The organism is Mycobacterium sp. NPDC050041 (assembly GCF_049541695.1).
Classification (GTDB): domain Bacteria; phylum Actinomycetota; class Actinomycetes; order Mycobacteriales; family Mycobacteriaceae; genus Mycobacterium.
In genome coordinates this window covers 84,281-108,231 of record NZ_JBMVDG010000012.1, presented here as the reverse complement: position 1 = coordinate 108,231, position 23,951 = coordinate 84,281, and the positions used below count along the sequence as shown (strand labels likewise).

Annotated in this window: 24 protein-coding genes; 19 read left to right on the top strand and 5 right to left on the bottom strand. The window is 69.6% G+C overall.

Annotated features, from left to right (window positions below):
• Positions 1-9: 9 nt before the first annotated feature.
• The 7 genes from ACPCHZ_RS26755 to ACPCHZ_RS26725 all read left to right on the top strand — a co-directional run bounded on the left by ACPCHZ_RS26755 (position 10) and on the right by ACPCHZ_RS26725 (position 6,581).
• Positions 10-777, top strand: coding sequence for an enoyl-CoA hydratase/isomerase family protein (locus ACPCHZ_RS26755; RefSeq protein WP_423487515.1), 768 nt, complete (start codon positions 10-12; stop codon positions 775-777).
• A gap of 178 nt (positions 778-955) precedes the next feature.
• Entirely contained in the window at positions 956-1,843 is an 888-nt protein-coding gene (locus tag ACPCHZ_RS26750) for a DUF559 domain-containing protein (RefSeq protein WP_423487514.1), read from the top strand.
• Positions 1,844-2,008: 165 nt separating this feature from the next.
• Positions 2,009-2,947 (top strand): TauD/TfdA dioxygenase family protein, encoded by a 939-nt coding sequence (locus ACPCHZ_RS26745; protein WP_423487513.1) that lies wholly within the window; start codon positions 2,009-2,011, stop codon positions 2,945-2,947.
• Positions 2,925-3,809 (top strand): ABC transporter permease, encoded by an 885-nt coding sequence (locus ACPCHZ_RS26740; RefSeq protein ID WP_423487512.1) that lies wholly within the window; start codon positions 2,925-2,927, stop codon positions 3,807-3,809. The genes ACPCHZ_RS26745 and ACPCHZ_RS26740 overlap by 23 nt, the downstream gene beginning before the upstream one ends.
• Positions 3,810-3,813: 4 nt before the next feature.
• Complete coding sequence (locus ACPCHZ_RS26735; RefSeq protein ID WP_423487567.1) at positions 3,814-4,521, top strand: ABC transporter ATP-binding protein; 708 nt, start codon at positions 3,814-3,816, stop codon at positions 4,519-4,521.
• Between the two features lie 28 nt (positions 4,522-4,549).
• Positions 4,550-5,611, top strand: a complete 1,062-nt coding sequence (locus tag ACPCHZ_RS26730) for a PhnD/SsuA/transferrin family substrate-binding protein (protein WP_423487511.1) — start codon at positions 4,550-4,552, stop codon at positions 5,609-5,611.
• 52 nt (positions 5,612-5,663) lie between these two features.
• Positions 5,664-6,581, top strand: coding sequence for a TauD/TfdA dioxygenase family protein (locus ACPCHZ_RS26725; protein ID WP_423487510.1), 918 nt, complete (start codon positions 5,664-5,666; stop codon positions 6,579-6,581).
• A gap of 16 nt (positions 6,582-6,597) precedes the next feature.
• Here the strand turns inward: ACPCHZ_RS26725 and ACPCHZ_RS26720 are convergent, their stop codons facing one another.
• Positions 6,598-7,341, bottom strand: coding sequence for an SDR family NAD(P)-dependent oxidoreductase (locus tag ACPCHZ_RS26720; protein WP_423487509.1), 744 nt, complete (start codon positions 7,339-7,341; stop codon positions 6,598-6,600).
• A complete protein-coding gene (locus ACPCHZ_RS26715; protein ID WP_364984369.1) occupies positions 7,338-8,102 on the bottom strand; it encodes an SDR family NAD(P)-dependent oxidoreductase in 765 nt (254 codons plus the stop codon). Before ACPCHZ_RS26715 ends, ACPCHZ_RS26720 begins: the two co-directional genes overlap by 4 nt.
• A 75-nt stretch (positions 8,103-8,177) precedes the next feature.
• On the opposite strand from ACPCHZ_RS26715, the gene ACPCHZ_RS26710 reads away from it, so the two are divergent.
• Positions 8,178-9,329 carry a thiolase family protein gene (locus ACPCHZ_RS26710; RefSeq protein WP_423487508.1) on the top strand — a complete coding sequence of 384 codons (1,152 nt, stop codon included), beginning with the start codon at positions 8,178-8,180 and terminating at the stop codon, positions 9,327-9,329.
• A 36-nt stretch (positions 9,330-9,365) separates the two neighbouring features.
• Positions 9,366-10,244 carry a methylmalonyl Co-A mutase-associated GTPase MeaB gene (gene meaB / locus ACPCHZ_RS26705; RefSeq protein WP_423487566.1) on the top strand — a complete coding sequence of 293 codons (879 nt, stop codon included), beginning with the start codon at positions 9,366-9,368 and terminating at the stop codon, positions 10,242-10,244.
• Here meaB and ACPCHZ_RS26700 read toward each other — a convergent pair.
• From ACPCHZ_RS26700 to ACPCHZ_RS26690, 3 genes are read right to left on the bottom strand one after another with little or no spacing between them, the layout of a single operon-like run.
• Positions 10,233-10,820: a TetR/AcrR family transcriptional regulator gene (locus ACPCHZ_RS26700; protein ID WP_423487507.1), complete on the bottom strand. Its 588-nt coding sequence runs from the start codon at positions 10,818-10,820 to the stop codon at positions 10,233-10,235. The two genes, meaB and ACPCHZ_RS26700, sit on opposite strands and share 12 nt — an antisense overlap.
• A 32-nt stretch (positions 10,821-10,852) precedes the next feature.
• Positions 10,853-12,466 carry an FAD-dependent oxidoreductase gene (locus ACPCHZ_RS26695; protein ID WP_423487506.1) on the bottom strand — a complete coding sequence of 538 codons (1,614 nt, stop codon included), beginning with the start codon at positions 12,464-12,466 and terminating at the stop codon, positions 10,853-10,855.
• A gap of 28 nt (positions 12,467-12,494) precedes the next feature.
• The gene (locus tag ACPCHZ_RS26690; RefSeq protein WP_423487505.1) at positions 12,495-13,205 is read right to left on the bottom strand and encodes an IclR family transcriptional regulator; all 711 of its coding nucleotides are present in this window, start codon (positions 13,203-13,205) and stop codon (positions 12,495-12,497) included.
• 119 nt (positions 13,206-13,324) lie between these two features.
• Here ACPCHZ_RS26690 and ACPCHZ_RS26685 point away from each other — a divergent pair, with 119 nt between their 5' ends.
• The 10 genes from ACPCHZ_RS26685 to ACPCHZ_RS26640 are packed head-to-tail and all read left to right on the top strand — an operon-like array spanning position 13,325 to position 23,950.
• On the top strand, positions 13,325-14,191 hold the full coding sequence (locus tag ACPCHZ_RS26685; RefSeq protein ID WP_423487504.1) for an alpha/beta fold hydrolase: 867 nt from the start codon (positions 13,325-13,327) through the stop codon (positions 14,189-14,191).
• Complete coding sequence (locus tag ACPCHZ_RS26680) at positions 14,191-15,885, top strand: bifunctional 3-(3-hydroxy-phenyl)propionate/3-hydroxycinnamic acid hydroxylase (protein WP_423487503.1); 1,695 nt, start codon at positions 14,191-14,193, stop codon at positions 15,883-15,885. The genes ACPCHZ_RS26685 and ACPCHZ_RS26680 overlap by 1 nt, the downstream gene beginning before the upstream one ends.
• Positions 15,833-16,753: a 3-carboxyethylcatechol 2,3-dioxygenase gene (locus ACPCHZ_RS26675; protein ID WP_423487502.1), complete on the top strand. Its 921-nt coding sequence runs from the start codon at positions 15,833-15,835 to the stop codon at positions 16,751-16,753. The genes ACPCHZ_RS26680 and ACPCHZ_RS26675 overlap by 53 nt, the downstream gene beginning before the upstream one ends.
• Positions 16,750-18,522 (top strand): FAD-binding protein, encoded by a 1,773-nt coding sequence (locus tag ACPCHZ_RS26670; RefSeq protein ID WP_423487501.1) that lies wholly within the window; start codon positions 16,750-16,752, stop codon positions 18,520-18,522. Before ACPCHZ_RS26675 ends, ACPCHZ_RS26670 begins: the two co-directional genes overlap by 4 nt.
• 2 nt (positions 18,523-18,524) lie before the next feature.
• On the top strand, positions 18,525-19,835 hold the full coding sequence (locus ACPCHZ_RS26665) for an LLM class flavin-dependent oxidoreductase (protein WP_364984387.1): 1,311 nt from the start codon (positions 18,525-18,527) through the stop codon (positions 19,833-19,835).
• 5 nt (positions 19,836-19,840) lie between these two features.
• On the top strand, positions 19,841-20,680 hold the full coding sequence (locus tag ACPCHZ_RS26660) for a coniferyl-alcohol dehydrogenase (RefSeq protein ID WP_423487500.1): 840 nt from the start codon (positions 19,841-19,843) through the stop codon (positions 20,678-20,680).
• A 4-nt stretch (positions 20,681-20,684) separates the two neighbouring features.
• Complete coding sequence (locus ACPCHZ_RS26655; RefSeq protein WP_364984391.1) at positions 20,685-21,674, top strand: cyclase family protein; 990 nt, start codon at positions 20,685-20,687, stop codon at positions 21,672-21,674.
• A 10-nt stretch (positions 21,675-21,684) separates the two neighbouring features.
• Complete coding sequence (locus tag ACPCHZ_RS26650) at positions 21,685-22,293, top strand: NADPH-dependent FMN reductase (protein ID WP_423487499.1); 609 nt, start codon at positions 21,685-21,687, stop codon at positions 22,291-22,293.
• Positions 22,290-23,135 (top strand): alpha/beta fold hydrolase, encoded by an 846-nt coding sequence (locus tag ACPCHZ_RS26645; protein WP_423487498.1) that lies wholly within the window; start codon positions 22,290-22,292, stop codon positions 23,133-23,135. The genes ACPCHZ_RS26650 and ACPCHZ_RS26645 overlap by 4 nt, the downstream gene beginning before the upstream one ends.
• Positions 23,132-23,950 (top strand): SDR family NAD(P)-dependent oxidoreductase, encoded by an 819-nt coding sequence (locus ACPCHZ_RS26640; protein ID WP_423487497.1) that lies wholly within the window; start codon positions 23,132-23,134, stop codon positions 23,948-23,950. The genes ACPCHZ_RS26645 and ACPCHZ_RS26640 overlap by 4 nt, the downstream gene beginning before the upstream one ends.
• Position 23,951 lies beyond the last annotated feature (1 nt).

Below are 23,951 nucleotides of genomic sequence, written 5' to 3'. Positions count from 1 at the left end.
GGAACTGACATGTACGACATGCCCGACGAGATCGACGTCCGCGCCGACGGTGGCCTGCGCATCATCACGCTCAACCGGCCCGACGAGCTCAACGCGGTCAACGACCCGCTGCACGTGGGGCTGGCCCGGATCTGGGAGGCGCTCAACGAGGACGCCGACGCGCGAGCGGCGGTGATCACCGGTGCGGGACGGGCGTTCTCGGCCGGCGGCGACTTCAACTACCTCGACGAACTGCGCAAGAACGAGGCGCTGCGCCAGAAGACGATCAAGCACGGCCGCGACCTCGTCATCGGCATGGTGCGATGCCGCATCCCGGTGGTCGCCGCGGTGAACGGTCCGGCCGTCGGGCTCGGCTGCAGCCTGGCCGCGCTGTCCGACATCGTCTACATGGCCGAGACGGCGTTCTTCGCCGATCCGCACGTGTCGATCGGCCTGGTCGCCGCCGACGGCGGGCCACTGGTGTGGCCGTCGCAGATCAGTCTGTTGCAGGCCAAGGAGTACGCGTTCACCGGTGTCCGGATCAAGGCCGCCCGCGCCCTCGAACTCGGGATGGCCAACCATGTGGTGGCCGACCCGCTGACCGAGGCGATCGCGTGCGCGCAGAAGATCATGGAGTTGCCGCAGCAGGCGCTCGAAGCCACCAAGCGGCTGATGAACATCCAACTCGAGAAGTCGGTGATGGCGTCGCTGGACTACGCCAACCTGTCGGAGTACGTCTCGTTCGGGACCGATGACTTCAACCGGATCGTCGACGGTCTGATCGCCAAGAACACGTAGCCCCGAATGCGTTGACTCGCCGTTCCTGCGAGCGTGCGTGTCTGTTGCCCGACACACCGATAACGGGCAGCAGTCCGCGCACGCTCGCGCCGCATCGGCTGTTCACAGTCGCCGATTCATCCACAACCTGCCGTCACGCACTTCCGCGACGGGTCGGCGCTGTCGAGCATCGGTTTTCATGGACACCGATCTCAGCCGGCTACTGCACGAGCAGGGCGGCGTAGCCACAAGCGGGCAGATCCTCGATCGCATCACCCGGCACGCCTTCGATCGTTTGGTCGGCGACGGCAGCTTGGAGCGGATGTGGCAGGGAATCTACTGCCTCGGCGAACCGACACAAGGCATGCGGCTGCGCGGACTCGACCTGTCGTCGGGTGCCACAGTCGCCGTGTGCCTCGGCACCGCGGCGGCGTGGTACGCCTTCGACACCGAGGACACCGCTGCGTTGCACGTCGTGAACCCGGCGTCACGTCAGCTGCGACCTGCCGAAGGACTGGTGGTGCACCGGCGTGACGGTGCACCGTTGCGCATCGTCAACGGCCGGCCCGCAACAACCCCGACGTGGACTGCGGTCGAGGTCGCGCGGTCGCTGCGCCGCCCGCGGGCACTGGCCACTCTCGATGCCGCGCTGCGAAGCGAAACCTGTACGCGCGCCGGGCTCTGGTGCGCTGCGACCGAACAGGCAGGGAGACGGGGGATCATCGCCGTGCGTGATCTGCTGTCGCTGGCCGATCCCCGGGCCGAGTCGCCGATGGAGAGCGAACTTCGGCTCGTCGTGCTCGACGGCGGCTTGCCCGCTCCGGAACTCCAGTACGAGGTGCACGATTTCGATGGTCGGCTGTGGCGACTCGATCTGGCGTGGCCGGATCAGCGCCTGGCCGTCGAGTACGACGGCATGGAATGGCATGAGGGCGCCGACGCGCTCCGTCGCGACCGCGTCCGGCAAGAGGCGCTGCGCGACATCGGGTGGATCGTGTTGCGAGTCGTCTGGGACGACGTGCGGTACCGCCCGTTCGACATCGTCGGACGCATCGGTCGCGAACTCACGCACGCTCGCGCGGCGTGACCGTGCGTGGTGGTCGGCTCGAGACGGCGTGTCGGCCCGCAGACACGCACACTCGCGGAAATGGGAGCTCGAGAAATTCAGGGCGATTCAAACCGGTAGCGCCCCGGAGTCTTGCCGTTAGCGTTCGAATCGCTGACGTCGGTATGACTTCGAGGGGACGAGACGATGACCGTTGCTACCAAGACCGCATTGCAGGTGACACCGCTGTCCGGATGGACCGGTGCCTTGATCACGGGTGTCGACCTGTCGGTGCCGCTGTCGGACGAGGAGACGGCGGTCATCCGCGCGGCGCTGCACAAGTGGAAGGTGGTGTTCTTCCGCGACCAGACGCTCGACCACGCGGCGCAGATCGCGTTCGGCGCCCGCTTCGGCGACGTGACGCCGGGCCACCCGTACGAAGGCGACTCGGCGCCACCGGAATTCCCGCAGATCCACACGGTCTCACCGGCCGCCTACGACCACCGCTACGGGACCCGGTACCGCAAGAAGCAGAGCCCCAACGGACCGCAATGGCATGCCGACGTCACCCCGCTGATCAACCCCCCGTCGCATTCGATCCTGCGCGCCGAGACGGTCCCGCCGTACGGCGGCGACACCCAGTTCACCAATGTCGCAGCGGTTTACCAGGGGCTGGCGCCCTCGGTGCGGGCGTTCATCGACGGCCTGCGCGCCGAACACCGCTTCGGCGCGACCTTTTCGGCCGATCGGAGCAGCGAGAAGATCGGCGACCTGGTGCGTACCAACCCGCTTGCGTCGATCCATCCGGTCGTCCGTGTGCACCCCGAGACCAGAGAGCGTGTGGTGTACGTGAACCCGTCGTTCACCCGGGAGATCGTCGACCTGTCGCCGCGGGAGAGCCGGCATGTGCTGGACCTGCTGTTCGAGCAGATCGGCCGGCCCGAGTACACCGTGCGCTTCAAGTGGGAGCCGGGCAGCGTGGCCTTCTGGGACAACCGCGCCGCACTGCATCTGGCGCCGCGCGATTTCGAGCACGTCGAGGGTGACCGGGTGCTGCATCGCATCACGCTGGTCGGCGACGTGCCCGTCGGGCCCGACGGCCTGCCGTCCGAGTCGATCTCCGGTGAGTTCTTCGGGGCCGCCTGAGATGGCGACGGTGCTGACCCCGCGGGTGCCCGGCGGCGGCGGGGCCGCGGCCAGGCTCGTCGATCCGCGGGCGGCACACGCCGGCAGCCGTCCCAAACGCCGCGTCCCGCGCCAACTGCAGCGCCTGCTCGGGCCGGTGCTGCTCGTCGGTCTGTGGCAGCTGCTCTCCTCGAGCGGCGCCTTCGACTCCCGCACGGTGCCACCCCCGACGCGGGTGGTGCGCGCCGGGTACCAACTCATCCTGGACGGCTCGCTGCAGGAGCATCTGTCGACCAGCCTGCTGCGGGTCGGGTACGGGCTGGTGTTCGGCATCGCGCTCGGGCTGGGACTGGCGCTGATCGCCGGGCTGTCGCGGATCGGCGAGAACTTCGTCGACGCGAACATGGAAGTGCTGAACGCCATCCCGAACTTCGCCCTGGTTCCGCTGCTGATCGTCTGGTTCGGCATCAGCGAGGTGCCCAAGATCACGCTCATCACCATCGCGGTGGCGGTCTCCATCTACATCAACACGTTCAGCGCCATCCGCAGCGTGGACGCCGGTCTCGTCGAGGCGGCACGGTCGTTCGGCGCCGGCCGCACGGAGCTGATCCACCGCGTCGTCCTGCCCGGGTCACTGCCCGGATTCCTGGTCGGCCTGCGCCTCGGCCTCACCGCTTCGTGGCTGGCACTGATCTTCGCCGAGACCATCAACGCCAAGAAGGGTCTCGGCCGGATGATGACCGACGCGCGGGAGTACTTCCAGGTCGACGTCGTCTTCGTGCTGATCGCCGTCTACGCCGCGCTCGGGCTGTCGTCGATCCTGATCGTGCGCTTCCTGGAAAGCAGGCTGCTCACCTGGAGACGGGCCTATGACGGAGACTGACACGCTGACCGAGACGGTGGTCCTGGTCCGCAATCTGCGAAAACAGTTCGGCGACAGCACCGTTCTCGACGGCCTCGACCTGCAGATCCGCGCCGGTGAGTTCGTCGCACTGCTCGGCCGCAGCGGCTCGGGCAAGAGCACGTTCCTGCGCGCACTGGGCGCGCTCGACGGCGAGGTCGACGGCTTCGTGCGGGTGCCGGAGCGACGGGCCATCGTGTTCCAGGATCCGCGGCTGCTGCCGTGGCAACGGGTGCAGACCAACGTGACCGTCGGCCTGCCGTCGAACGGCGCGGTGCGCCGGCAGGCTCTTGCCGCACTGGCCGAGGTCAACCTGGCCGACAAGGCCAAGGCGTGGCCGCGCACGCTGTCCGGCGGCGAGGCGCAACGCGTCGCGCTGGCCCGCGCACTGGTGCGCGAACCCGAACTGCTGTTGCTCGACGAGCCGTTCGGCGCTCTCGACGCGCTCACCCGCATCAAGATGCACGGCCTGCTGCAGGACCTGTGCCGCAGGCACACGCCCGCCGTGCTCCTGGTCACCCATGACGTCGACGAGGCCATCCTGCTGGCCGATCGCGTCGTGGTGCTGACCGACGGCACCATCTCGCTCGACACCGAGGTGACGGTGCCCAAACCGCGCAAGCGCGCGTCGGCGGAGTTCGCCGGCCTGCGGACCCGGCTGCTGACCGAGCTCGGCGTCACCGACGACCAATGATCTGCCGCACACAGAATAGGAACAACGCATGCCCAGTTCCGGGTGGAAACTCACTGTCGCACTGACGGTCTCTTTGCTGGCCGCCGCCTGCGGCCTCTCCGACGACGAAGCGGGCGAAGCGATCGACTCGGTTCAGATCGCCACCAAGGGGGAGGTGCCGGCAGGCACGAAACTCGTCGTCGCCGAGCAGAATGCGACACAGTCGCTGCCGTGGGACCTCGCCGGCGCGGGCAAGGACACGCCCTACTCGGTCGAGTTCGCCGACTTCAGCGGCGGCGCGGCGGTGATCGAGGCGCTGCGATCCGGCGCCGCCGACATCGGCTCCATCGGCGAGGCGCCGGTTCCCATCGCCGTCGACAGCGGCGTCACCGACCTGGTGACCATTGGGCTGCAGGCCAATCCCGGCACCTCGGGCGGCTACTACCTGGTGGCCCGGCCGAACAGCGGCGTCACCACGATCGAGGACCTACGCGGCAAGCGGGTGGCCTACCCGCCGGGATCTGGCCGCCACATGGTCACCGCCGCCCTGCTCAAGCAACACGGACTGGACCTGCGCACCGATGTGCAGCCGGTCGAACTCGCGGGGGCCGAGGTGGTTCCGACGTTCGCCGCGGGTGCGGTGGAGGCGGCGATCGTGCTGGGGAACCAGTACTACCAACTCGGCGAACCGCCGATCCTCGGCGACGGCAAGGGCATCAACACCGGGATCCAGAGCCTGATCGTGCGGAAGGACATCCTCGACGATCCCGCGAAGGTGGCGGCGATCGGCGACTACGTCGGCCGGGCGGTGGCGGCCAACAACTGGAAGGACACCCACGCCGACCAGTGGATCGACGAGTACTACGTCAAGCAGCAGGGCATCACGTTCGACCAGGGCAAGAAGCTCTACGAGGAGGACGGCATCGCGTCCTACTACCCGATCGACGCCTCGTCGACCGCGCTGTTCCAGACCGTCGCCGACGGACTCTTCGACACCGGCACCACCAAGACCCGCGTCGACGTCACGCCCTACGTCGACGGCCGCTACAACGACATCGTCACGGCGCAGAACGAACTCGACGGTGTACAGCCCCGCCCCATCGAACAGTGATCGACGCCGAGAAGTCCCAGAAATCCGAAAGTTTCGAGAGAAGGAGTCCCGAGTGACACAGGTAGCCCAGGCACTCGACGTGAGGCCGCAGTCCGGCTGGACCGGCGCCGAGATCCACGGCGTCGACCTCACCGCACCGCTGAGCGACGCGCACGTCGCCGACATCCGCGCGGCACTGCTGAAGTGGAAGGTGGTGTTCTTCCGTGACCAGTTCATCGGACACGACGACCACCTGCGCTTCGCGTCGGCATTCGGCGATCCCACGCCGGCGCACCCGCTGTTCGATGCGATCCCGGACCCCCAGTACCCCACGATCTATCCGATCTTCCGCGACCGTTTCAAGTCCCGGTACGGCGCCAGCCGCGGCTTCGACCGGGCGAACTGGCACGCCGACGTGACCGCCGCGGTCAATCCGCCCGCGGCGTCGATTCTGCGGGCGGAGGTGATCCCGCCCTACGGGGGTGACACGCAGTGGTCGAACACCGTTGCCGCGTATGAGGGATTGTCTGAGCCGGTGCGGCGGCTCGCCGACGGTCTGCGTGCGGTGCACCGGTTCTCACCACCCGACGGCACCACCGCGACGGACGACTACCGGCAACGGGTCAGCCGGCGGCCGCTGCTCACCGAACATCCGGTGGTGCGCGTGCATCCGGAGACGGGGGAGCGCGCGCTGTACGTCAACCCGGGTTTCACCAGCCACATCGTCGGGGTGTCGCCGCACGAGAGCCGTCGTCTGCTCGGGCTGTTCTACGACGAGCTGGCGCGTCCGGAGCACACCGTCCGGTTCAAGTGGGAGCCGGGCAGTATCGCGTTCTGGGACAACCGATCGACGGTGCACCTCGCGCCGTCGGACCTCACCACCGACGACGACCGCAGGCTCTACCGCGTCACGCTGGTCGGCGACGTGCCGGTCGGGCCGGATGGCCTGCCGTCGGTCGCGCTGGACGGCGAGCCCTTCGACGCGATCTGACGCTGCGTTCGCCGGCTCAGGTGAGTTCTTCCGAGCGCTGGACCGTGCCGGTGATTCCGCCTGCGGTCTGGCAGGCCAGCAGCACCGCCGCGCGGCCCATCGCCTCGGGCGGCTCGACCATCTCGGGCGGGATCTCCATGCCTGCGCCGCCGGCCTGCCAGCCCTCGGTGAGCACCACGCGCGACGGGCTCAGACAGTTGACGGCGATGCCGTCACCCTTCAGGTCGGAGGCCAGCCCGAGGTACAGCCGTTCGACCGCCGCCTTGGACACCCAGTAGGCGTTCGACCCGGCGTCGACCATGCCGACGCCGGTGGTGGTCACCGCGATCAGCGAGCCGCCGCCGCGTGCCCGCACGTGTGGGATGACGGCCTTGGTCACGAGGAACACGCCGGTCAGATTCACGTCGAGGCAGAGCTGCCAGCGTTTGAGCGGGGTGGATTCGACCGGTCCCAGCCACAGCACGCCCGCGTTGGCGACCAGTACGTCGATCCCACCGAACTCCGAAACAGTGGCGGCCACAGCGGCTTCCACCGATTCCTCGTTGGTGACGTCACACGGGACGGGAAGCGCGCGCCCGCCCGCCGCGGTGATCGCGTCGGCGACGGAGCCGATGGTGCCGGGCAGCTTGCCCTGCTCCTCGGAGCGGGCGGCCACCGCGACGGCCGCGCCCTCGGCGGCCAGCGCCTTGGCGACGGTCGCGCCGATGCCGCGGCTGGCGCCCGCGACGAACGCGACCTTGCCCGCCAGCGACGAATTCACCTGGGCGGGAACCGCAGAGCTCCGTCGAGGCGGATGACCTCGCCGTTGAGGTAGTCGTTCTCGATGATGCTCTGCGCGAGCTGGGCGTACTCGGTGGAGCGGCCCATGCGCTTGGGGAACGGCACCTGCGGCGCCCAGTACTGCTCGAGCTGGTCGGCTGCCTTGCCGTAGGCAGGCGTGTTGATGGTGCCGGGCGCGATGCTGACCACGCGGATGCCCAGCGGCGAGAGGTCGCGGGCGGCGACGAGGGTCATGCCGAGCACACCGCCCTTGGCGGCGGCGTAGGGCAGCTGGCCGACCTGGCCCTCGTATCCCGCGATCGACGCGGTGTTGATGATGACGCCGCGGGCGCCCTCGTCGAGCGGCTCGCTCGTGGCGATCGCCGCCGCCGACAGCCGCATCACGTTGAACACCGCCGTCAGGTAGAACTCGATGGTCCGCTTGAACCCGTCGAGGTCCAGCGGCGAGCCGTCCTTGCCGATCAGCCGGCCACCGCTGGCGGGGCCGCCGTGGGTGTCGACCGAGATGCGCAGCGGGCCGAGCGACTGCGCCTCGGCGATCGCGGCGTTCACCGACTCCTCGGACGTCGCATCGGTGTGCACGTACCGCACGCCCAGCTCGGATTCCAGCTCGCGGCCCTTGTCGTCGGCGACATCGGCGACCACGACCTTGGCGCCCGCGCCGTGCAGGCGGCGGACCGTCGCCTCACCGAGTCCGCCGGTACCACCGACGACGATCGCCGCGCTTCCCGCGATCTGCATGCGATTCCCCTTCTTGCAACTGACACTCTCAGACTGAGAGAATAACATTCTCACCCCAGTCAAGAGGAGTCCGCGATGCCCGAGGCCGTGATCGTCAACGCACTGCGCATCCCCATCGGCACCGCGATGAAGGGCACGCTGCGCGACACCGACGCCTACACGATGGCCGACCATGTGGTGTCCGCCGCCGCGGCCGACATCGACCGGTCGCGCGTCGACGACGTGATCCTCGGCGAGGGTCTCTACGGCGGCGGCGTCATCGCCCGGCACGCCGCCATCACCGCCGGCCTGCAGTCGGTGCCCGGGCTGTCGAACAACCGGCACTGCGCGGCCGGTCAGGCCGCGGTGCAGAGCGCCGCGGCGAGCATCCGCGCCGGCATGGACGAGCTCATCATCGCCGGCGGGGTGAACTCGGCGTCGACGTCACCGCGCTTCAAGCGGCGGGTGAGCAGCGCAAAGGACGCGGAACTGGTCGACTGGTTCCCGCCCACGCACCCGAACCGCCCCGACGCACCGAACATGGACATGTCGATCACCGTCGGCTGGAACGCGGCGGTGCGGGCCGGGGTGAGCCGCGAGGAGATGGACGAGTGGGCCTTCGGCTCGCATCGCAAGGCCATCGCGGCGATCGACGAGGGCCGCTTCAAAGAGGAGATCATCGCGATCGACACGCCGCACGGCGTCTTCGATACCGACGAGCACCCGCGCCGCGACACCAGCCTCGAGAAATTGGCGGGCCTCAAGCCGCTGCACCCCGAGATCGACGGCTTCTCGATCACCGCGGGCAACGCGTGCGGCGCCAACGACGGCGCGGCCGTGCTCACCATCGCCAGCGACCGGTTCGGCCTGCCCGCGCTGGCGACCGTCCGGTCATGGGCGTCGGTCGGTGTCGACCCGGCATTCACCGGCCTGGCGCCCGTCGAGGCGATCCCCAAGGCGCTCAAGCGGGCCGGACTCGCCGTGTCCGACGTCGACCTCTTCGAGATCAACGAGGCCTTCGCCGCCATGTGCGTGGCCACCATCAAGCTGCTCGGCATCGACCCCGAGAAGGTCAACGTCAGCGGCAGCGGGTGCTCGCTCGGCCACCCCGTCGCCGCGACCGGGGCGCGGATGCTGGTGACGCTCGTGCACGAACTGCGCCGCCGCGGGGGTGGCGTCGGTGTCGCGGCCATGTGCGCGGGCGGCGGAATGGGCTCGGCGACCGTGATCGAGGTGGCGGCCCCCTAGGCTCCGCTGATGTCGCAAAGCCGGATACACCCCGGAATGGATGTCGACGCGCTCGTCGCCGCGGCCCGCGGCGGATCGGCCCGCGCGGCCGGCCGCCTGCTGAGCCTCGTCGAGAGCTCGCGCCGCGAGGAGGTGCTCGCGGCGGTCGGTGTGCACGACGCGCGCGTCGTCGGATTCACCGGTCCGCCGGGTGCAGGCAAGTCGACGACGGTCGCCGCGCTGGTCGGGGTCTACCGGAGCCGCGGCCTGCGGGTGGCGGTGCTGGCCGTGGACCCGTCGTCGCCGTACAGCGGTGGCGCGCTGCTCGGTGACCGGATCCGGATGGCGGCCCACATCAACGACCCCGACGTGCTGATCCGGTCGGTGGCCACCCGCGGCCACCTGGGCGGACTCGCCGCCGCGGTGCCGGCCGCGATCCGGCTGCTGGCCGCCCTGTCCTACGACCTGATCGTGCTCGAGACGGTCGGCGTCGGCCAGTCCGAAATCGAGATCGCCGCGATCGCCGACCCGACGGTGGTGGTGCTCAACCCGGGCGCCGGCGACGCCGTCCAGGCCGCCAAGGCCGGCCTGCTCGAGGTCGCCGACCTGGTGGTGGTGAACAAGGCCGACCGGGACGGCGCCGACCAGACCGCCCGCGACCTGCGCGGCGAGGTGAGCGTCCCGATCCTCAAACTGGTCGCCGCGCAGGGCGACGGCATCACCGAACTCGCCGAGGCGATCGACGCCCATCACCGGTCGGACACCGCCGAGCGGCGCGCCGCCCGCGCCCGCACACAGATCCTGTCGCTGGCGCAGACGCTGCTGCGCACACATCCGGCGCTGAACGAGCTGGCCGAACGCGTCGCCGCGGGCAGTGTCGACCCGTACACCGCCGCCGAGCGGCTGTTCGCCGCACCGGGGGAGTCAGCCGGGTAGGTCGACGATCCGGCGCATCGTCTGCAGCAGTTCGGCGCGCAGGGTGTCGTCGTCGATGTCCACCACGAGCGGGTGCATCACCGCGACGCTGATCACGCCGGACAGCATCGCCGCATGCAGCCGGGCCCGGCTGCCGGTCTCGTCGCCGAGCATCGCTGTGTAGAGCCGGTCGATGAACCGTTGGAACGGCTGGTGCTCGGCCAGCAGCCGCACGATGACCGGATCGAACTGCAGCACGCTGACCGCGGTGCGGCGCTCGATCGCGAGGTCGACGACCCGGCGCAGCAGTAGCTCGCGGGCCTGCACCCGATCGGTCTCGGCCTCCGCGGCCTCCAGCACGTCCTCGAGCCCGCCGAGTTCGCGCTCGGTCAGTGCGATGACGATCTCGTCCTTGGTGCGGAACTGGTGGTAGACAGCGGCTTTGGTGACCCCGATGCGGTCGGCGATCATCTGCAGCGACGTCGCGCTCACCCCGCGCTCGGAGATCAACGCCAGCGCGGCGTCCAGCACGCGCAGCTGTGCCGCCGAACGCGGGATCGCGGCGAACCGGCCGTCGGTGGCGGAATCTGCGAGCACCCCGTCAGGGTAGCCGGGCGGCTACGGAACGGTCAGTCCAGCGATTCGCCGGTGGCCGCGGCGTGCCCGGCGCGCAGCCCGAAGACCATGGCCGGACCGAGGGTGCCGCCCGCGCCGCCGTAGGCCTTGCCGGTGGCACCCGCCATCGCGTTGCCCGCGGCGAACAAGCCGGCGATCGGCGTGCCGCTGACGTGCAGTACCCGGCCGTCGCGATCGGTGCGCGGGCCGCCCTTGGTGCCCATCGCGCCGATCGACACCGGCACCGCGTAGAACGGCGCGGTGTCGATGGGTCCCAGCGTCTGCAGGGCCGGCGAGCCCGCGCCCTGGTCGCCCCAGTAGCCGTCGTAGACACTCGAGCCGCGGCCGAAGTCGGGGTCGACCTCGTCGGCGACGTGCTGGTTCCACGCCTCGAGGGTGCGGGTCAGCCCGTCGGCGGCGATGCCGGTCTTCTCCTGCAGTTCGGCCAGGTCTGCGGACTTGTTGAACCAGTCCGGCGCAGGCCCGTCGGGCTCTATACCGAGGAAGCCGTACTTCTTCAGGTGCAGCGAGTCGAACACGATCCACGCCGGGTCGTTGACGTACCCGCCCTTGGGATCGAGGTACTGGAACGGGCCTGCCATCGAGTTGTACTCGCCCGCCTCGTTGACGAACCGCCGCCCGGCGCGGTTGACGATGATGCTGCGCGGGCGCGTGCGTTCGAGGCGCACACTGCGGCTGCGCGGATGGCCGTCGATGGTGTCGCCGGGGATCTGCACGATCGGCACCCACCACGCTTCGCCCATGTTGGCCAGGTCGGCGCCGTGCGCCATCGCCATCCGCAGGGCGTCGCCGGTGTTGTTGGGCGGTGAGACGGGGCCGCGCATCGGGCCCCGCAGGAAGGCCTCGACCAGCGCGGGGTCCCACTCGAACCCGCCGCTGGCCAGGACGACGCCGCGGCGGGCCCGGACCCGGATGTCGCTGTCGCCGTGCTCGATGCGCACCCCGGCGATGCGACCCTGTTCGGCGATCAGCTCGACCGCCCGCGCCTGCGTGGTCGGTGCGACGCCGGCGTCGAGCAGCCCCTTGAGCAGTCCGGCGATCAACGCGGTACCCGCCACACACGGTTCGGTCAGGGACTCGTCGGCCGTCGCGTGGATGCGGGCCCGGGTCTCGGCGTCGATGCCCACGTTGCTGAAGTCGGCCGGGAACGCGGTGATCCGGTCGTGCCAGTCGCCCAGCTTGGCCAGGTCGAACGGCTTGGCGTTCAGCGAGCGGCCGCCCGCCGGCCGCCCGCCGGGCAGTTCGGGTTTGTAGTCGGGGAAGCCCTCCGCGACGACGAATCGAAGGTCGCTGTGCGCCTCGACGAAGTCGAGCATCGCCGGGCCGGTCCGCACGAACGTCTCGACCAGGTCGTCGTCCATGTAGCCCAGTGACTGGGCCCGCAGGTAGCTCAGCGCATCCTCGGCGGTCAACGCGCCGTCGGGCGCCCGATCGTGCGCGGGGATCCACACGATGCCGCCGGACACCGCGGTGGTGCCGCCGACGGTGGCGGCCTTCTCGTACACCTCGACCGCTGCGCCCTCGGCGGCCGCGGTCAGTGCCGCGGTCAGCCCGGCGCCACCGCTGCCCAGCACCACCACGTCGGTCGCGTGGTTCCACTCGGTCACCGCAGTCGTCTCCTTCCGGGGCGATCCTCTAGGACAGGATCGTGGACAGTTTGGCGGCGGCCTCGATGACCGCCGTCCGGCCTTCTCGCACCACGTCTTCGCGGTGCGAGATGAGATTGATGCAGGTGGGCGGGGACGGGGGCCGCCGGCGTACCGGCACGGCCAGGCCGAAGGTGTTGGGCTCGACCTCGCCGTGGGTGATCACCCAGCCCTGCTCGCGGGTCTGCGGCACCAGGTCCCGCTCGCCCGGTCGCGGCGGCATGCTCGACAGCAGGGCGATGCCCGCGGCGCCCCGGTCGAGCGGATAGCGGCTGCCCTCATGGAAGGACAGCTGATAGTAGACGTGGGTGGGGGCGATCACCGCGATCGCGACCTGCTGGTCGCCTTCGGCGATGAGCAGCGACACCGTGGCGCCGAGTTCGTCGGCCAGCCCGCGCAGCACCGGCACGCTGAGCTGACGCACGTTGTTGTCGAACGACGCTCCGAGCAGCGCGAGGCCCGACGCCGGCCGGTAGCGCCCGTCCTCGCCCTTGGTGATGTAGCGGAACTGCGCCAGGGTGCCGAGCAGCCGGTAGGCGATCGTGCGGTGCACGCCGACGAAGTCGGCGACCTGCTGCACGGTCAGCCCGGTCGGCGACGTGGCGACCGCCTGCAGCGCCGAGAGCCCGCGCGCGAGGGTCTGGGACCCGGCGGCGAGCTTGTCCGGCGGATTGGGGCCGTCTCCCTTGACAGACGTCATTGCGAGAGTGATGCTCTTAACATAGTGCACATAACGGTGCGATATTAGCACATATTGTTCGCACTGAACGAGAACGTCATTTCCGCCATCCGACGCGACAGTACGCCGGGAAGGGGACCATGTCCGAGCACGAGAGCGTGTGGAGCGACCTTCAGGGCGTCCCGTTCTCGCAGGGGTACATCGATGCGGGCGGCGTGCGGACCCGTTACCTGCACGCCGGCGATCCGGCCCTGCCGACGCTGATCCTGCTGCACGGTTCCGGCGGCCACGCCGAGGCCTACGTGCGCAATCTCGAGTCGCACGCGGAGCACTTCTCGACGTGGTCCGTCGACATGCTGGGCCACGGATACACCGACCGGCCGGGCCATCCGCTCGAGGTGCGCCACTACGTCGACCACCTGCGGGCCTTCCTCGACGCGATCGGCGTGCAGCGGGCGCACATCAGCGGCGAGTCGCTGGGCGGCTGGGTGGCGTCGCGGTTCGCGGTCGACCACGCCGACCGCCTCGAGCGGCTGGTGCTCAACACCGCGGGCGGCTCACAGGCCGATCCGGAGGTGATGAAGCGGATCATCACCCTGTCGATGGCCGCCGCCGAGAACCCCACGTGGGAGACCGTGCAGGCCCGCATCAAGTGGCTGATGGCCGACAAGTCGAAGGGCTACGACGACATCGTCGCGAGCCGGCAGCGGGTGTACCGGCAGCCCGGCTTCGTCGACGCGATGCGCGACATCATGGCCCTGCAGGACCCCGACATCCGTGCGCGCAATCTGATGAGACCCGATGACTACGGCGCGATCACCGCGCCCACCCTGGTGCTGTGGACCAGCGATGATCCGACGGCCGATGTCAGCGAGGGCAGGCGCATCGCGGAGATGATCCCCGGCGCGCGCTTCGAGGTGATGCCCGACTGCGGACACTGGCCGCAGTACGAGGACCCGAAGACGTTCAACCGGTTGCACCTCGAGTTCCTCCTGGGGCGGCCGTGATGAACGAGGCCGAGGTCGTCATCGTCGGCGGCGGTCCGGTCGGTCTCACGCTGGCCAACATCCTCGGCCTGCAGGGCGTGCGCACGCTGGTCGTCGACGAGCGCGACAGCCTGATCGACTACCCGCGTGGCGTCGGCCTCGACGACGAGGCGCTGCGCACCTTCCAGGCGATCGGCCTGGTCGACAGGGTGTTGCCGCACACCGTGCCGAACCAGATCCTGCGCTTCTTCGACCGCAACCGGCGGCTGCTGGCCGAGATGGCCCCGCCCGACGCGCGTTTCGGCTGGCCCAAGCGCAACGGATTCGTGCAGCCGATGGTCGACGCCGAACTCCTGGCCGGCCTGGACCGCTTCGACCATGTGCAGGTCGCCTGGGGCAGCCGGATGGAGGATTGCGCCGAGACAGCCGACGGCGTCACGGTTCGGCTGTCGAGCGACCAGAACCCCGTCACCGCGAGGTATCTCGTGGGTTGCGACGGCGGTCGCAGTGCCACCCGCCGGCTGATGGGAGTGTCATTCGAGGGCACCACCTCGGCCACCCGGTGGCTGGTCGTCGACGTGGCCAATGATCCGCTGGGCCACCCCAACAGCGAGGTCGGCGCCGACCCGGAGCGGCCGTACGCCTCGATCTCGATCGCGCACGGAATCCGCCGGTTCGAGTTCATGATCCACGCCGACGAGTCCGACGAGCAGGTCGAGGAGCCGGCGTTCATCGAGCGGATGCTCGGACGTTTCGTCCCGGACCCGCAGCGGGTCGACGTGATCCGGCACCGGGTCTACACCCACCACTCCCGCATCGCGGGCGCCTTCCGCGCCGGCAGGATGTTCCTGGCCGGCGACGCCGCGCACCTGATGCCGGTGTGGCAGGGACAGGGATACAACAGCGGCATCCGCGACGCGGCCAACCTCGGCTGGAAGCTGGCCGCGGTGATCAAGGGCCAGGCCGGCGATGCGCTGCTCGACACCTACGACGTCGAGCGCCGCAAGCACGCCAGGGCGATGATCGACCTGTCCACGATGGTCGGCCGCGTCATCTCGCCGACCGACCGCCGCGTCGCCGCGCTGCGGGACAGGCTGATTCGCGGCGCTAGCATCGTGCCGACACTCAAGCGCTACGTGCTCGAGATGCGGTTCAAGCCGATGCCGCGCTACGAGCAGGGCGCGGTGCACCACGACCATGCACCGACGCCGACGTCGCCGGCCGGCACGCTGTTCATCCAGCCCCGCGTCGATACCCGCGAGCAGTCGGGTGTGCTGCTCGACGACGTCCTCGGCACCGGATTCGCGGTGCTGTGCTGGAACAACAACCCGCGCGCCCTGCTCGGTGAGCGGATCTTCGGTCGCTGGAAGGCGTTGGGCGCCACGTTCGTCGCCGCGCGGCCGGTGACCCAGCTGCACTGGACCGGACACGACGACCCCGACGTCGTGATCGTCGGCGACCCGACAGGCGCGGTGAAGGCGTGGTTCGACGCGCACACCGAGTCGGTGCTGTTCCTGCGGCCCGACCGCTGCATCGCCGGTGCCTGCATCGCCCAGCGCGCACCCGAGACGAGCGAAGCGCTCTTCGCGGTGCTGCATGTGACCCAGAGAGGAGGCAACGAATCAGATGGGAACCTCCACAACGGAAGTGGCGCTGTGCTGCATGTCGCACAGTCCGCTGTTGAATCTTCCGGGACCGTCGCAGGAACTCCTTGACGACATCGGGGCGGCCATCGCGGACGCCCGCGACTTCGTCACCGCCTTCGACCCGGAACTCGTGGTGATCTTCTCGCCGGATCACTACAACGGCTTCTTCTACCGGCTGATGCCGCCGTTCTGCATCGGCACCTCCGCCCGCGGTGTCGGTGACTTCGGCACGCACGCCGGGCCGCTCGACGTGCCGGAGGCGATGGCCAACGACTGCGCGACCGCGGTGTGGGAGGCCGGTGTCGACGTGGCCATCTCGGCCAGCATGGATGTCGACCACGGCACCGTCCAACCGCTCGAGAAGCTTTTCGGCGATCCGACATCGCGTCCGGTGCTGCCGATCTTCATCAACTCCGTCGCCACGCCGCTCGGCCCGCTCAAGCGGTCCCGGATGCTCGGCGCGGCGGTGGGCGGCTTCCTCGCCGGTCTGGGCAAGCGGGTGCTGGTGATCGGCTCGGGCGGGTTGTCGCACGACCCGCCGGTGCCGACGCTGGCGACGGCGCCGCCCGCCGCGTTGGACCGCATCGTGCACGGCGCGCCGATCAGCACGGAGGCGCGGATGGCCAGGCAGGCCGCGGTGATCGACGCCGCGCAGCAGTTCGCCCATGGCGAGAGCCGCCTGCAGCCGTTGAACCCGGTGTGGGACCAGACCCTGCTGGAGATCCTCGACGAAGGCTGGCTCACCGACCTGGACGGCTGGTCCAATACGTTCATCGCCCGCGAAGGCGGGAACTCCGGCCATGAGATCCGCACCTGGGTGGCGGCGTTCGCGGCACTGCAGGCCGCAACCGGGGAGTACCGGACCGAACAGCGGTTCTACCGGGCGGCACCGGACCTGATCGCCGGCTTCGCGATCCGCACGGCGGTGCAGGCATGACGTCTGCAGCGGCGGGCACAGCGGGGTTCGACACCGAGGTCGACGTGCTGGTGATCGGTTCCGGCGGTGGCGGGATGACCGCCGCGCTGACCGCCGACGCGGCGGGACTCGACACGCTGGTGGTCGAGAAGGCGTCGCAGTACGGCGGGTCCACGGCGCTGTCGGGCGGCGGCATCTGGGTGCCGGGCGCACCGTCGCAGCGCCGCGCGGGTTACGTCCCCGATCCCGACGAGGTCTTCACCTACCTGCGCACCATCACCGGCGGACTGGTCAGCGACGCGCGGTTGCGCGCCTACGTCGACCGCGCGCCCGAGATGATGGAGTTCCTCGAGCAGCGCAGCCCGTGGTTCGAATTCGTCTGGAAGCCCGGCTACGCCGACTACTACCCGGAACTGCCCGGCGGTTCGGCGCTCGGCAGCACCATCAACGTGCCTGCCATTGACCTGCGGGTGCTGGGCGACGAGGAGCAGCAGCTGCTTGCGCCGCTCGCCCTGGCGCCGAAGGGCATCTGGTTCGCACCGAAGGATCTTCGGCTGTTCTACCAGGTCCGGCAGAACTGGCGCGGCAAAGCCGTGCTGCTCAAACTCATCTGGCGGATGGTCCGGGCCCGGGTGTTCGGCGACCGGATGGCGGCGATCGGCCAGTCGCTGGCCGCGCGGCTGCGGCTGGCGATGAAGCAGCAGGACATCCCGCTGTGGCTGGACGCACCGATGAGCGAGCTCGTCGCCGACGACGAGGGAGCGGTGATCGGGGCCGTCGTCGAGAAGGACGGCCGGTCGGTGCGCATCCACGCGCGCCGCGGGGTGATCATCGCCGCCGGTGGCTTCGACCACGACATGAGCTGGCGCCGCGAATATCTGCCGGAGCTGGAGAAGGACTGGAGCTTCGGTAATCCGGCCGCCACGGGAGACGGTATCCGGGCCGGACAGAAGGTCGGCGCGGCCGCCGAGCTGCTCGACGAGGCCTGGTGGTTCCCGGCGATGTGCTGGCCGGACGGACGGCTGCAGTTCATGCTGAACGAGCGGATGATGCCCGCGCAGTTCGTCGTCAACGGGGCAGGGGAGCGCTTCATCAACGAGGCGGCGCCCTACATGGACTTCGCCCACGCGATGATCGAGGGGCAGCGCACCGGTGTCGACCACATCCCGTGCTGGCTGGTCACCGACATCCGCTCGTTCCACCGCTACGTCGTCGGTGGGCATCTGCCGCTGCCGAAGATCCCGTTCGCCCCGGTCCCCACCGGATGGAAGGTCCCGAAGGCCTGGCTCGAGTCGGGTATCGTCAAGGCGGGCAACAGCTTCGAGGAGCTCGCCACCGAGATCGGCGTGCCACCGGCGCAGCTGCGCCGGACGGCCGAGCGGTTCAACGAGCTGGCGCGCGGCGGCCACGACGACGACTTCAACCGCGGTGACAGTGCCTACGACAACTACTACGGCGACCCGACACTGCCCAACCCGAATCTTCATCCACTGGGCAAGCCGCCGTACTACGCGTTCCAGATCATCCTCGGGGACCTCGGCACCTCAGGCGGTCTGCGCACCGACGAGTTCGCCAGGGTGCTGCGCGAGGACGACACGGCGATCGCCGGCCTCTACGCGGTCGGCAACGCATCGGCCGCGGTGATGGGCCGCAGCTACGCCGGGGCAGGCGCGACCATCGGCCCCGCCATGACGTTCGGCTATGTCGCCGCCCGGCACATCGCCGGCGGCGACACCGCCGACATCCCCTCGACCCCCCACCACTCGACCCTCGACAGTCCACGGAGGTAACCATGAAGATCTCACTGTTCTACGAATTCCCGCTGCCGCGGCCGTGGTCAGACGACGACGAGCACCAGCTCTTCCAGCACGGCCTCGACGAGGTGGAGGCCGCCGACAAGGCCGGCTTCTCCACCGTCTGGCTCACCGAGCACCACTTCCTGGAGGAGTACTGTCACTCGACCGCTCCGGAGATGTTCCTGGCCGCGGCGAGCCAGCGCACCAAGGACATCCGGCTGGGCTTCGGTGTCATGCACCTGCCGCCGCCGATCAACCATCCCGCCCGCATCGCCGAGCGTGTCGCGACGCTCGACCACCTGTCCAACGGCCGCGTCGAGTTCGGCACCGGCGAGGGCTCGTCGGTGGCCGAGCTCGGTGGCTTCAACATCGACCCGGCCGACAAGCGGGCGCAGTGGGAGGAGGCGCTGGAGGTCGCGATCCGGTGCATGACCGAGGCGCCGTTCTCCGGTTTCAAGGGTGAGCACGTGGAGATGCCCGCCCGCAACGTGATCCCCAAGCCGCTGCAGCAGCCCCACCCGCCGGTCTGGGTGGCGTGCACCCGACCGTCGTCGGTGCAGATGGCCGCCCAGAAGGCCATCGGCGCACTCAGCTTCGCCTACACCGGACCCGAGGCGCTCAAGGAGCGGGTGGACGGTTACTACCGGGAGTTCGAGGAGAAGGGCACCCCGATCACCCCGGCGATCAACCCGAACCTGCTGGCCATCGGTGGCGACCTGTCGATGATGGTCGCCAAGAGCGACGACGAGGCGCTGAAGAAGCTCGGGATCGGCGGCGGCTTCTTCTCGTTCGGGATCATGCACTACTACATGACCGGGATGCACACCCCCGGCCGCACCGGCGTGTGGGAGCTCTACGAGCAGGCGGTCAAGGAAGACCCGACGCTGGCCTACGGACCCGGCCGTGGCGCGATCGGTTCGCCGGACACGGTGCGGGAGTTCCTGCGCGGCTACGAGGCGAGCGGTGTCGACGAGATCATCCTGCTGCTCAACCCGCGCAGCCACGAGGGCACCATGGAGTCGATCGAGATCATGGGCAGGGAGATCCTGCCCGAGTTCATCGAGCGCGACCAGAAGGCAGTGGCGGACAAGGCGAAACGCCTCGCGCCCGTGATCGAGAAGGTGGAGTCGCGCCGCGAGGCGTCCGACGCGCCGCTCTTCGACGAGACCTACTCCTTCGGCGGCCTGCCGACCGGCCGCGGCGGCAAGTTCACCGCCGGTGAGATCCCCGAGGCGATGGCCGAGATCAACGAAGGCCGCGTCAAGGCGGCGCAGGCGGAGAAGGCAGCGCGCGAGCAGGCGGTCTGACGGCGGTGAGCGAGGACGGCGAACGGTGGCGCTACGACGGCAAGCGGGTGGTCGTCACCGGCGTCGCGTCGGGGATCGGCGCGCATGTGGCCCAGCAGGTCACGTCGCTCGGCGGTGAGGTGATCGGGCTCGACCTCCGGCCGCCCGCGGTGCAGATCGCGTCGTTCATCGACCTCGACCTGTCCAGCGAGCCGTCGATCGACCACGCCGCCGCATCGATCGGTGGCAGGGTCGACGCGCTGTTCAACGTCGCAGGAGTGTCGTCCGGCATCGGTGATCCGCTCCGGGTGGTCACCATCAACTTCCTCGGCACCAGGCGATTCACCGAGGCGATCGTCCCGGCCATGCCACCCGGGTCGGCGATCGCCAACGTCTCCTCGCTCGCTGCGTCCGCGTACCGCGAGAATGCCCCTGTGACAGCGGGTCTGCTGGACACGGCGACGATCGACGAGGGCATCGAGTGGTGCACGGCCAACCCGGAGGCCCTCGCCGACGGCGGCGGGTACCGGCTGGCCAAGGAGGCCATCATCCTCTACGGGATGGCCCAGGTGTGCGCGCTGGGCGCCAAGGGGATCCGCATCAACTGCACCGCGCCGGGGGTCACCGACACCCCGATCCTCGACCAGCTGCGCGCCGCCTACGGCCAGGACTTTCTCGACGCCTTCCGCACGCCGCTGGGCCGGGTGTCGACGCCCGACGAACAGGCCGGCGTGCTGGTCTTCCTCAACAGCGCCGCCGCGAGCTACATCACCGGCCAGGTGATCTGGGTGGACGGCGGCATCATCGGCGAGAGCGACCTCGCCGGATCGGTCCCGCGCCGTACCGTCGACAGCGCACAGGGGTGAAGTGATGGCGAGCCTGAACGACTTTCGCAGACTCGGCGACGACGTCCGCAACTGGGGCCGCTGGGGTGACGACGACGAACTGGGCACGTTGAACTTCATCACCGCCGAGAAGGTGGCCCAGGCCGCCGGTTTGGTGCGACACGGCAAGGTCTTCCCGCTGGGGGTGGACTTCGGCTCGTCGGGCCCGCAGGGCGCATTCCAGTACCGGCCGAACCCGATCCACGTGATGACCGTTGACGGCGGCGACGCCGAGACGCTGGTCAAGTACGGGCCGGACTGGTTCAAGAACACGGTGGCCCAGCAGCTCTCCGGATATTTCGTCGACAACCCGTTCCGGTTCAACGACGACATGGTCATCATGCCGCTGCAGGCCGCCACCCAGTGGGATGCGTTGTCGCACGTCTACTACGACGACAAGCTGTACAACGGCTTTCCGGCGAATTCGGTGACCAGCCTCGGCGCCTTCCACTGCGGTATCGACAAGGTGGACCCGAAGGGCATCACCAGCCGCGGGGTGCTGCTCGACCTGGTCCGGCACCGTGGCGCACAGACCTTCCTCGAGCACGGCAATCCGATCACGCCCGAGGAACTCGACGACGTCGCCCGCGCCCAGGGCGTCACGGTCGGACGCGGCGACGTCGTGCTGATCCACACCGGCTGGTGGGCCCGGTTCCTGGAGAACCGCGACGGCACCGAGCCGTACTCCGGTCTGGACTGGCGGTGCGCCTCGTGGCTGCACGACCACGAGATCGCCGCGATCGCCGCGGACAACCTGATGGTCGAGGACCCGGTGTCGGGCATCGAGGGCACGATCCTGCCGCTGCACATGCTGTGCCTGCGCGACATGGGCCTGATGCTCGGCGAGTACTGGGACCTGACCGCGCTGTCGGCCGACTGTGCCGCCGACGGCGTCTACGAATTCCAGCTCATCGCACCGCCACTGCGCTTCACCGGCGCGGTGGGCTCACCGGTGAATCCGATCGCCATCAAATGAGGGGGAGGACATGACCGTGACGGATTCGGCTGCGGCGCAGACTGACAGCACGCAGCGACCGCTGGTGGTGGGGCTCGGCGGGACGCTGCGGGAGAACTCGTCGACCGAACGCGCGGTGCGGCACTGCCTGGAATCCGTCGAGCGTGAAGGCGGGCGCATCCGCATGTTCGCCGGGCCGGACCTCGACCTGCCGATGTATGCCCCGCATCGACTCGAGCGCACCCCGAGAGCACTCGAACTCGTCGGGGCGTTGCGCGATGCCGACGCCGTCGTGGTGGGGTCGCCGGGCTACCACGGCGCCGTGTCCGGGCTGGTGAAGAACGCGCTGGACTACATCGAGGACCTGCGCGAGGACGCGCGGGTGTATCTGGACGACACGCCGTGGGGTTGCATCAGTTGCGCCTACGGCTGGCAGGCCGCCGTCGGCACCCTGGGCCAGCTGCGGTCGATCGGCCACGCGCTGCGGGCCTGGCCGACGCCGCTGGGCGTGGCGATCAACTCGGCCGACCGGATCTGGGACGAGGCGGGCGTCCTCGTCGACGAGTCGGTGCGCAATCAGCTCGACATGCTGGCGAGCCAGGTGCTCACCTTCGCCCGCGCGCACAGGAACACGGCGTGAGTTTCGAGCGGCGATCGACGACGGTCGACGGTCTCGTCACCGCATACCTGGAAGCCGGCGACGGAGACCCGGTGGTGCTGCTGCACGGCGGCGAGTTCGGTGTCACCGCTGAGATCGGTTGGGAGCGCCTGATTCCCGCGCTCGCGACGAAGTACCGGGTGCTCGCCCCCGACATGCTGGGGTTCGGCGGCTCGGCCAAGGTGGTCGACTTCACCGACGGCCGCGGGATGCGGATCCGTCACATCGCCCGCTTCTGCGAGACCCTCGGCGTCCCGGCCGCCCACTTCGTCGGGAACTCGATGGGGGCGATCAACCTGCTGGTGGACGCCACGTCGGAAGCGCCGGTGCTGCCGGTGCGCAGCCTGACGATCATCTGCGGAGGCGGCGAGATCCGGCGCAACGAACATTCGGCGGCGCTGTACGACTACGACGCCACCCTGCCGGGTATGCGGCGCATCGTCGAAGCGTTGTTCGCCGATCCCGCCTATCCCGCGGACGACGACTACGTGCGGCGTCGCTACGAGTCGAGCATTGCGCCAGGAGCATGGGAAGCGCTCGCCGCAGCGCGTTTTCGCCGGCCGGGCTTGGAGCCGCCGCCACTGCCGTCGAGTAGCCGCGCCTATCACCGGATCACCGTGCCGACGCTGATCGTCGAGGGCGGCGGCGACAAGCTGCTCCCTGTCGGCTGGGCGGCCGAGATCGCCGGCCAGATCGCAGGCGCCCGCTCCGCGGTGGTCGACGACGCCGGGCACTGCCCACAGATCGAGCAACCCGCGGCGGTCGACGCCCTGCTGTCGGACTTCCTGGCCGACGTCGCCCACAGAGAGGTGCCCGCAACATGACCACCGGTGAACTCGAGGGCAAGGTCGCCGTGATCACGGGCGGAGCGTCGGGCCTCGGCGAAGGTCTGGTCCGGCGCTTCCACGCCGAGGGTGCCACCGTGGTGTTCGGTGACATCGACAGCGGGCTGGGCAAGGCGCTGGCCGGCGAACTCGGTGCGCGCGCGACGTTCATCGAGACCGACGTCGCCGACATCGACCAGGTGGGCGCGCTGATCTCCACGGCCGTCGCGGATTTCGGCGGCCTGCACGTGATGATCAACAACGCAGGGGTCTCGGGGAAGATGTTCCCGAAGTTCCTCGACGACGACCTGGCCGACTTCCACCAGGTGATGGCGGTCAACGTGCTGGCGGTGATGGCGGGCACCCGCGACGCCGCGCGGCACATGTCCGAACACGGCGGCGGCTCGATCATCAACCTGACGTCGATCGGCGGCATCCAGGCCGGCGGCGGCGTCATGACCTACCGGGCGTCGAAGGCCGCCGTCATCCAATTCACCAAGTGTGCCGCAATCGACCTGGCACACTGGGAGGTCCGGGTCAACGCCATCGCGCCGGGGAACATCCGCACCGCGATCGTGCGGAAGTCGGCGACGGGCGAGGACGCTGCGCGACTCGAGGAGTTCGAGGCGAGGATCCGTGCGCAGATGCGCAACGACCGCCCGCTCAAGCGGGAAGGCACCGTCGACGACGTCGCGGAGGCGGCGCTGTACCTGGCGGGGCACCGGTCCCGCTACGTCACCGGAACCATCCTTCCGATCGACGGTGGAACGGTGGCGGGCAAGGTCATCGCGCGTAAGGAGAAGCCGTCCTCGTGAC

Excerpts from the sequence above, each read along its gene's own strand:
- ACPCHZ_RS26650 (WP_423487499.1), top strand. The coding sequence starts at position 21,685 with ATGACCGTGACGGATTCGGCTGCGGCGCAGACTGACAGCACGCAGCGA.
- ACPCHZ_RS26670 (WP_423487501.1), top strand. The coding sequence starts at position 16,750 with ATGACGTCTGCAGCGGCGGGCACAGCGGGGTTCGACACCGAGGTCGAC.
- ACPCHZ_RS26755 (WP_423487515.1), top strand. The coding sequence starts at position 10 with ATGTACGACATGCCCGACGAGATCGACGTCCGCGCCGACGGTGGCCTG.
- ACPCHZ_RS26690 (WP_423487505.1), bottom strand. The coding sequence starts at position 13,205 with ATGACGTCTGTCAAGGGAGACGGCCCCAATCCGCCGGACAAGCTCGCC.
- ACPCHZ_RS26675 (WP_423487502.1), top strand. The coding sequence starts at position 15,833 with ATGTCGCACAGTCCGCTGTTGAATCTTCCGGGACCGTCGCAGGAACTC.
- meaB (WP_423487566.1), top strand. The coding sequence starts at position 9,366 with ATGGATGTCGACGCGCTCGTCGCCGCGGCCCGCGGCGGATCGGCCCGC.
- ACPCHZ_RS26685 (WP_423487504.1), top strand. The coding sequence starts at position 13,325 with ATGTCCGAGCACGAGAGCGTGTGGAGCGACCTTCAGGGCGTCCCGTTC.
- ACPCHZ_RS26715 (WP_364984369.1), bottom strand. The coding sequence starts at position 8,102 with ATGCAGATCGCGGGAAGCGCGGCGATCGTCGTCGGTGGTACCGGCGGA.
- ACPCHZ_RS26665 (WP_364984387.1), top strand. The coding sequence starts at position 18,525 with ATGAAGATCTCACTGTTCTACGAATTCCCGCTGCCGCGGCCGTGGTCA.
- ACPCHZ_RS26745 (WP_423487513.1), top strand. The coding sequence starts at position 2,009 with ATGACCGTTGCTACCAAGACCGCATTGCAGGTGACACCGCTGTCCGGA.
- ACPCHZ_RS26655 (WP_364984391.1), top strand. The coding sequence starts at position 20,685 with ATGGCGAGCCTGAACGACTTTCGCAGACTCGGCGACGACGTCCGCAAC.
- ACPCHZ_RS26710 (WP_423487508.1), top strand. The coding sequence starts at position 8,178 with ATGCCCGAGGCCGTGATCGTCAACGCACTGCGCATCCCCATCGGCACC.
- ACPCHZ_RS26640 (WP_423487497.1), top strand. The coding sequence starts at position 23,132 with ATGACCACCGGTGAACTCGAGGGCAAGGTCGCCGTGATCACGGGCGGA.
- ACPCHZ_RS26750 (WP_423487514.1), top strand. The coding sequence starts at position 956 with ATGGACACCGATCTCAGCCGGCTACTGCACGAGCAGGGCGGCGTAGCC.
- ACPCHZ_RS26730 (WP_423487511.1), top strand. The coding sequence starts at position 4,550 with ATGCCCAGTTCCGGGTGGAAACTCACTGTCGCACTGACGGTCTCTTTG.
- ACPCHZ_RS26680 (WP_423487503.1), top strand. The coding sequence starts at position 14,191 with ATGAACGAGGCCGAGGTCGTCATCGTCGGCGGCGGTCCGGTCGGTCTC.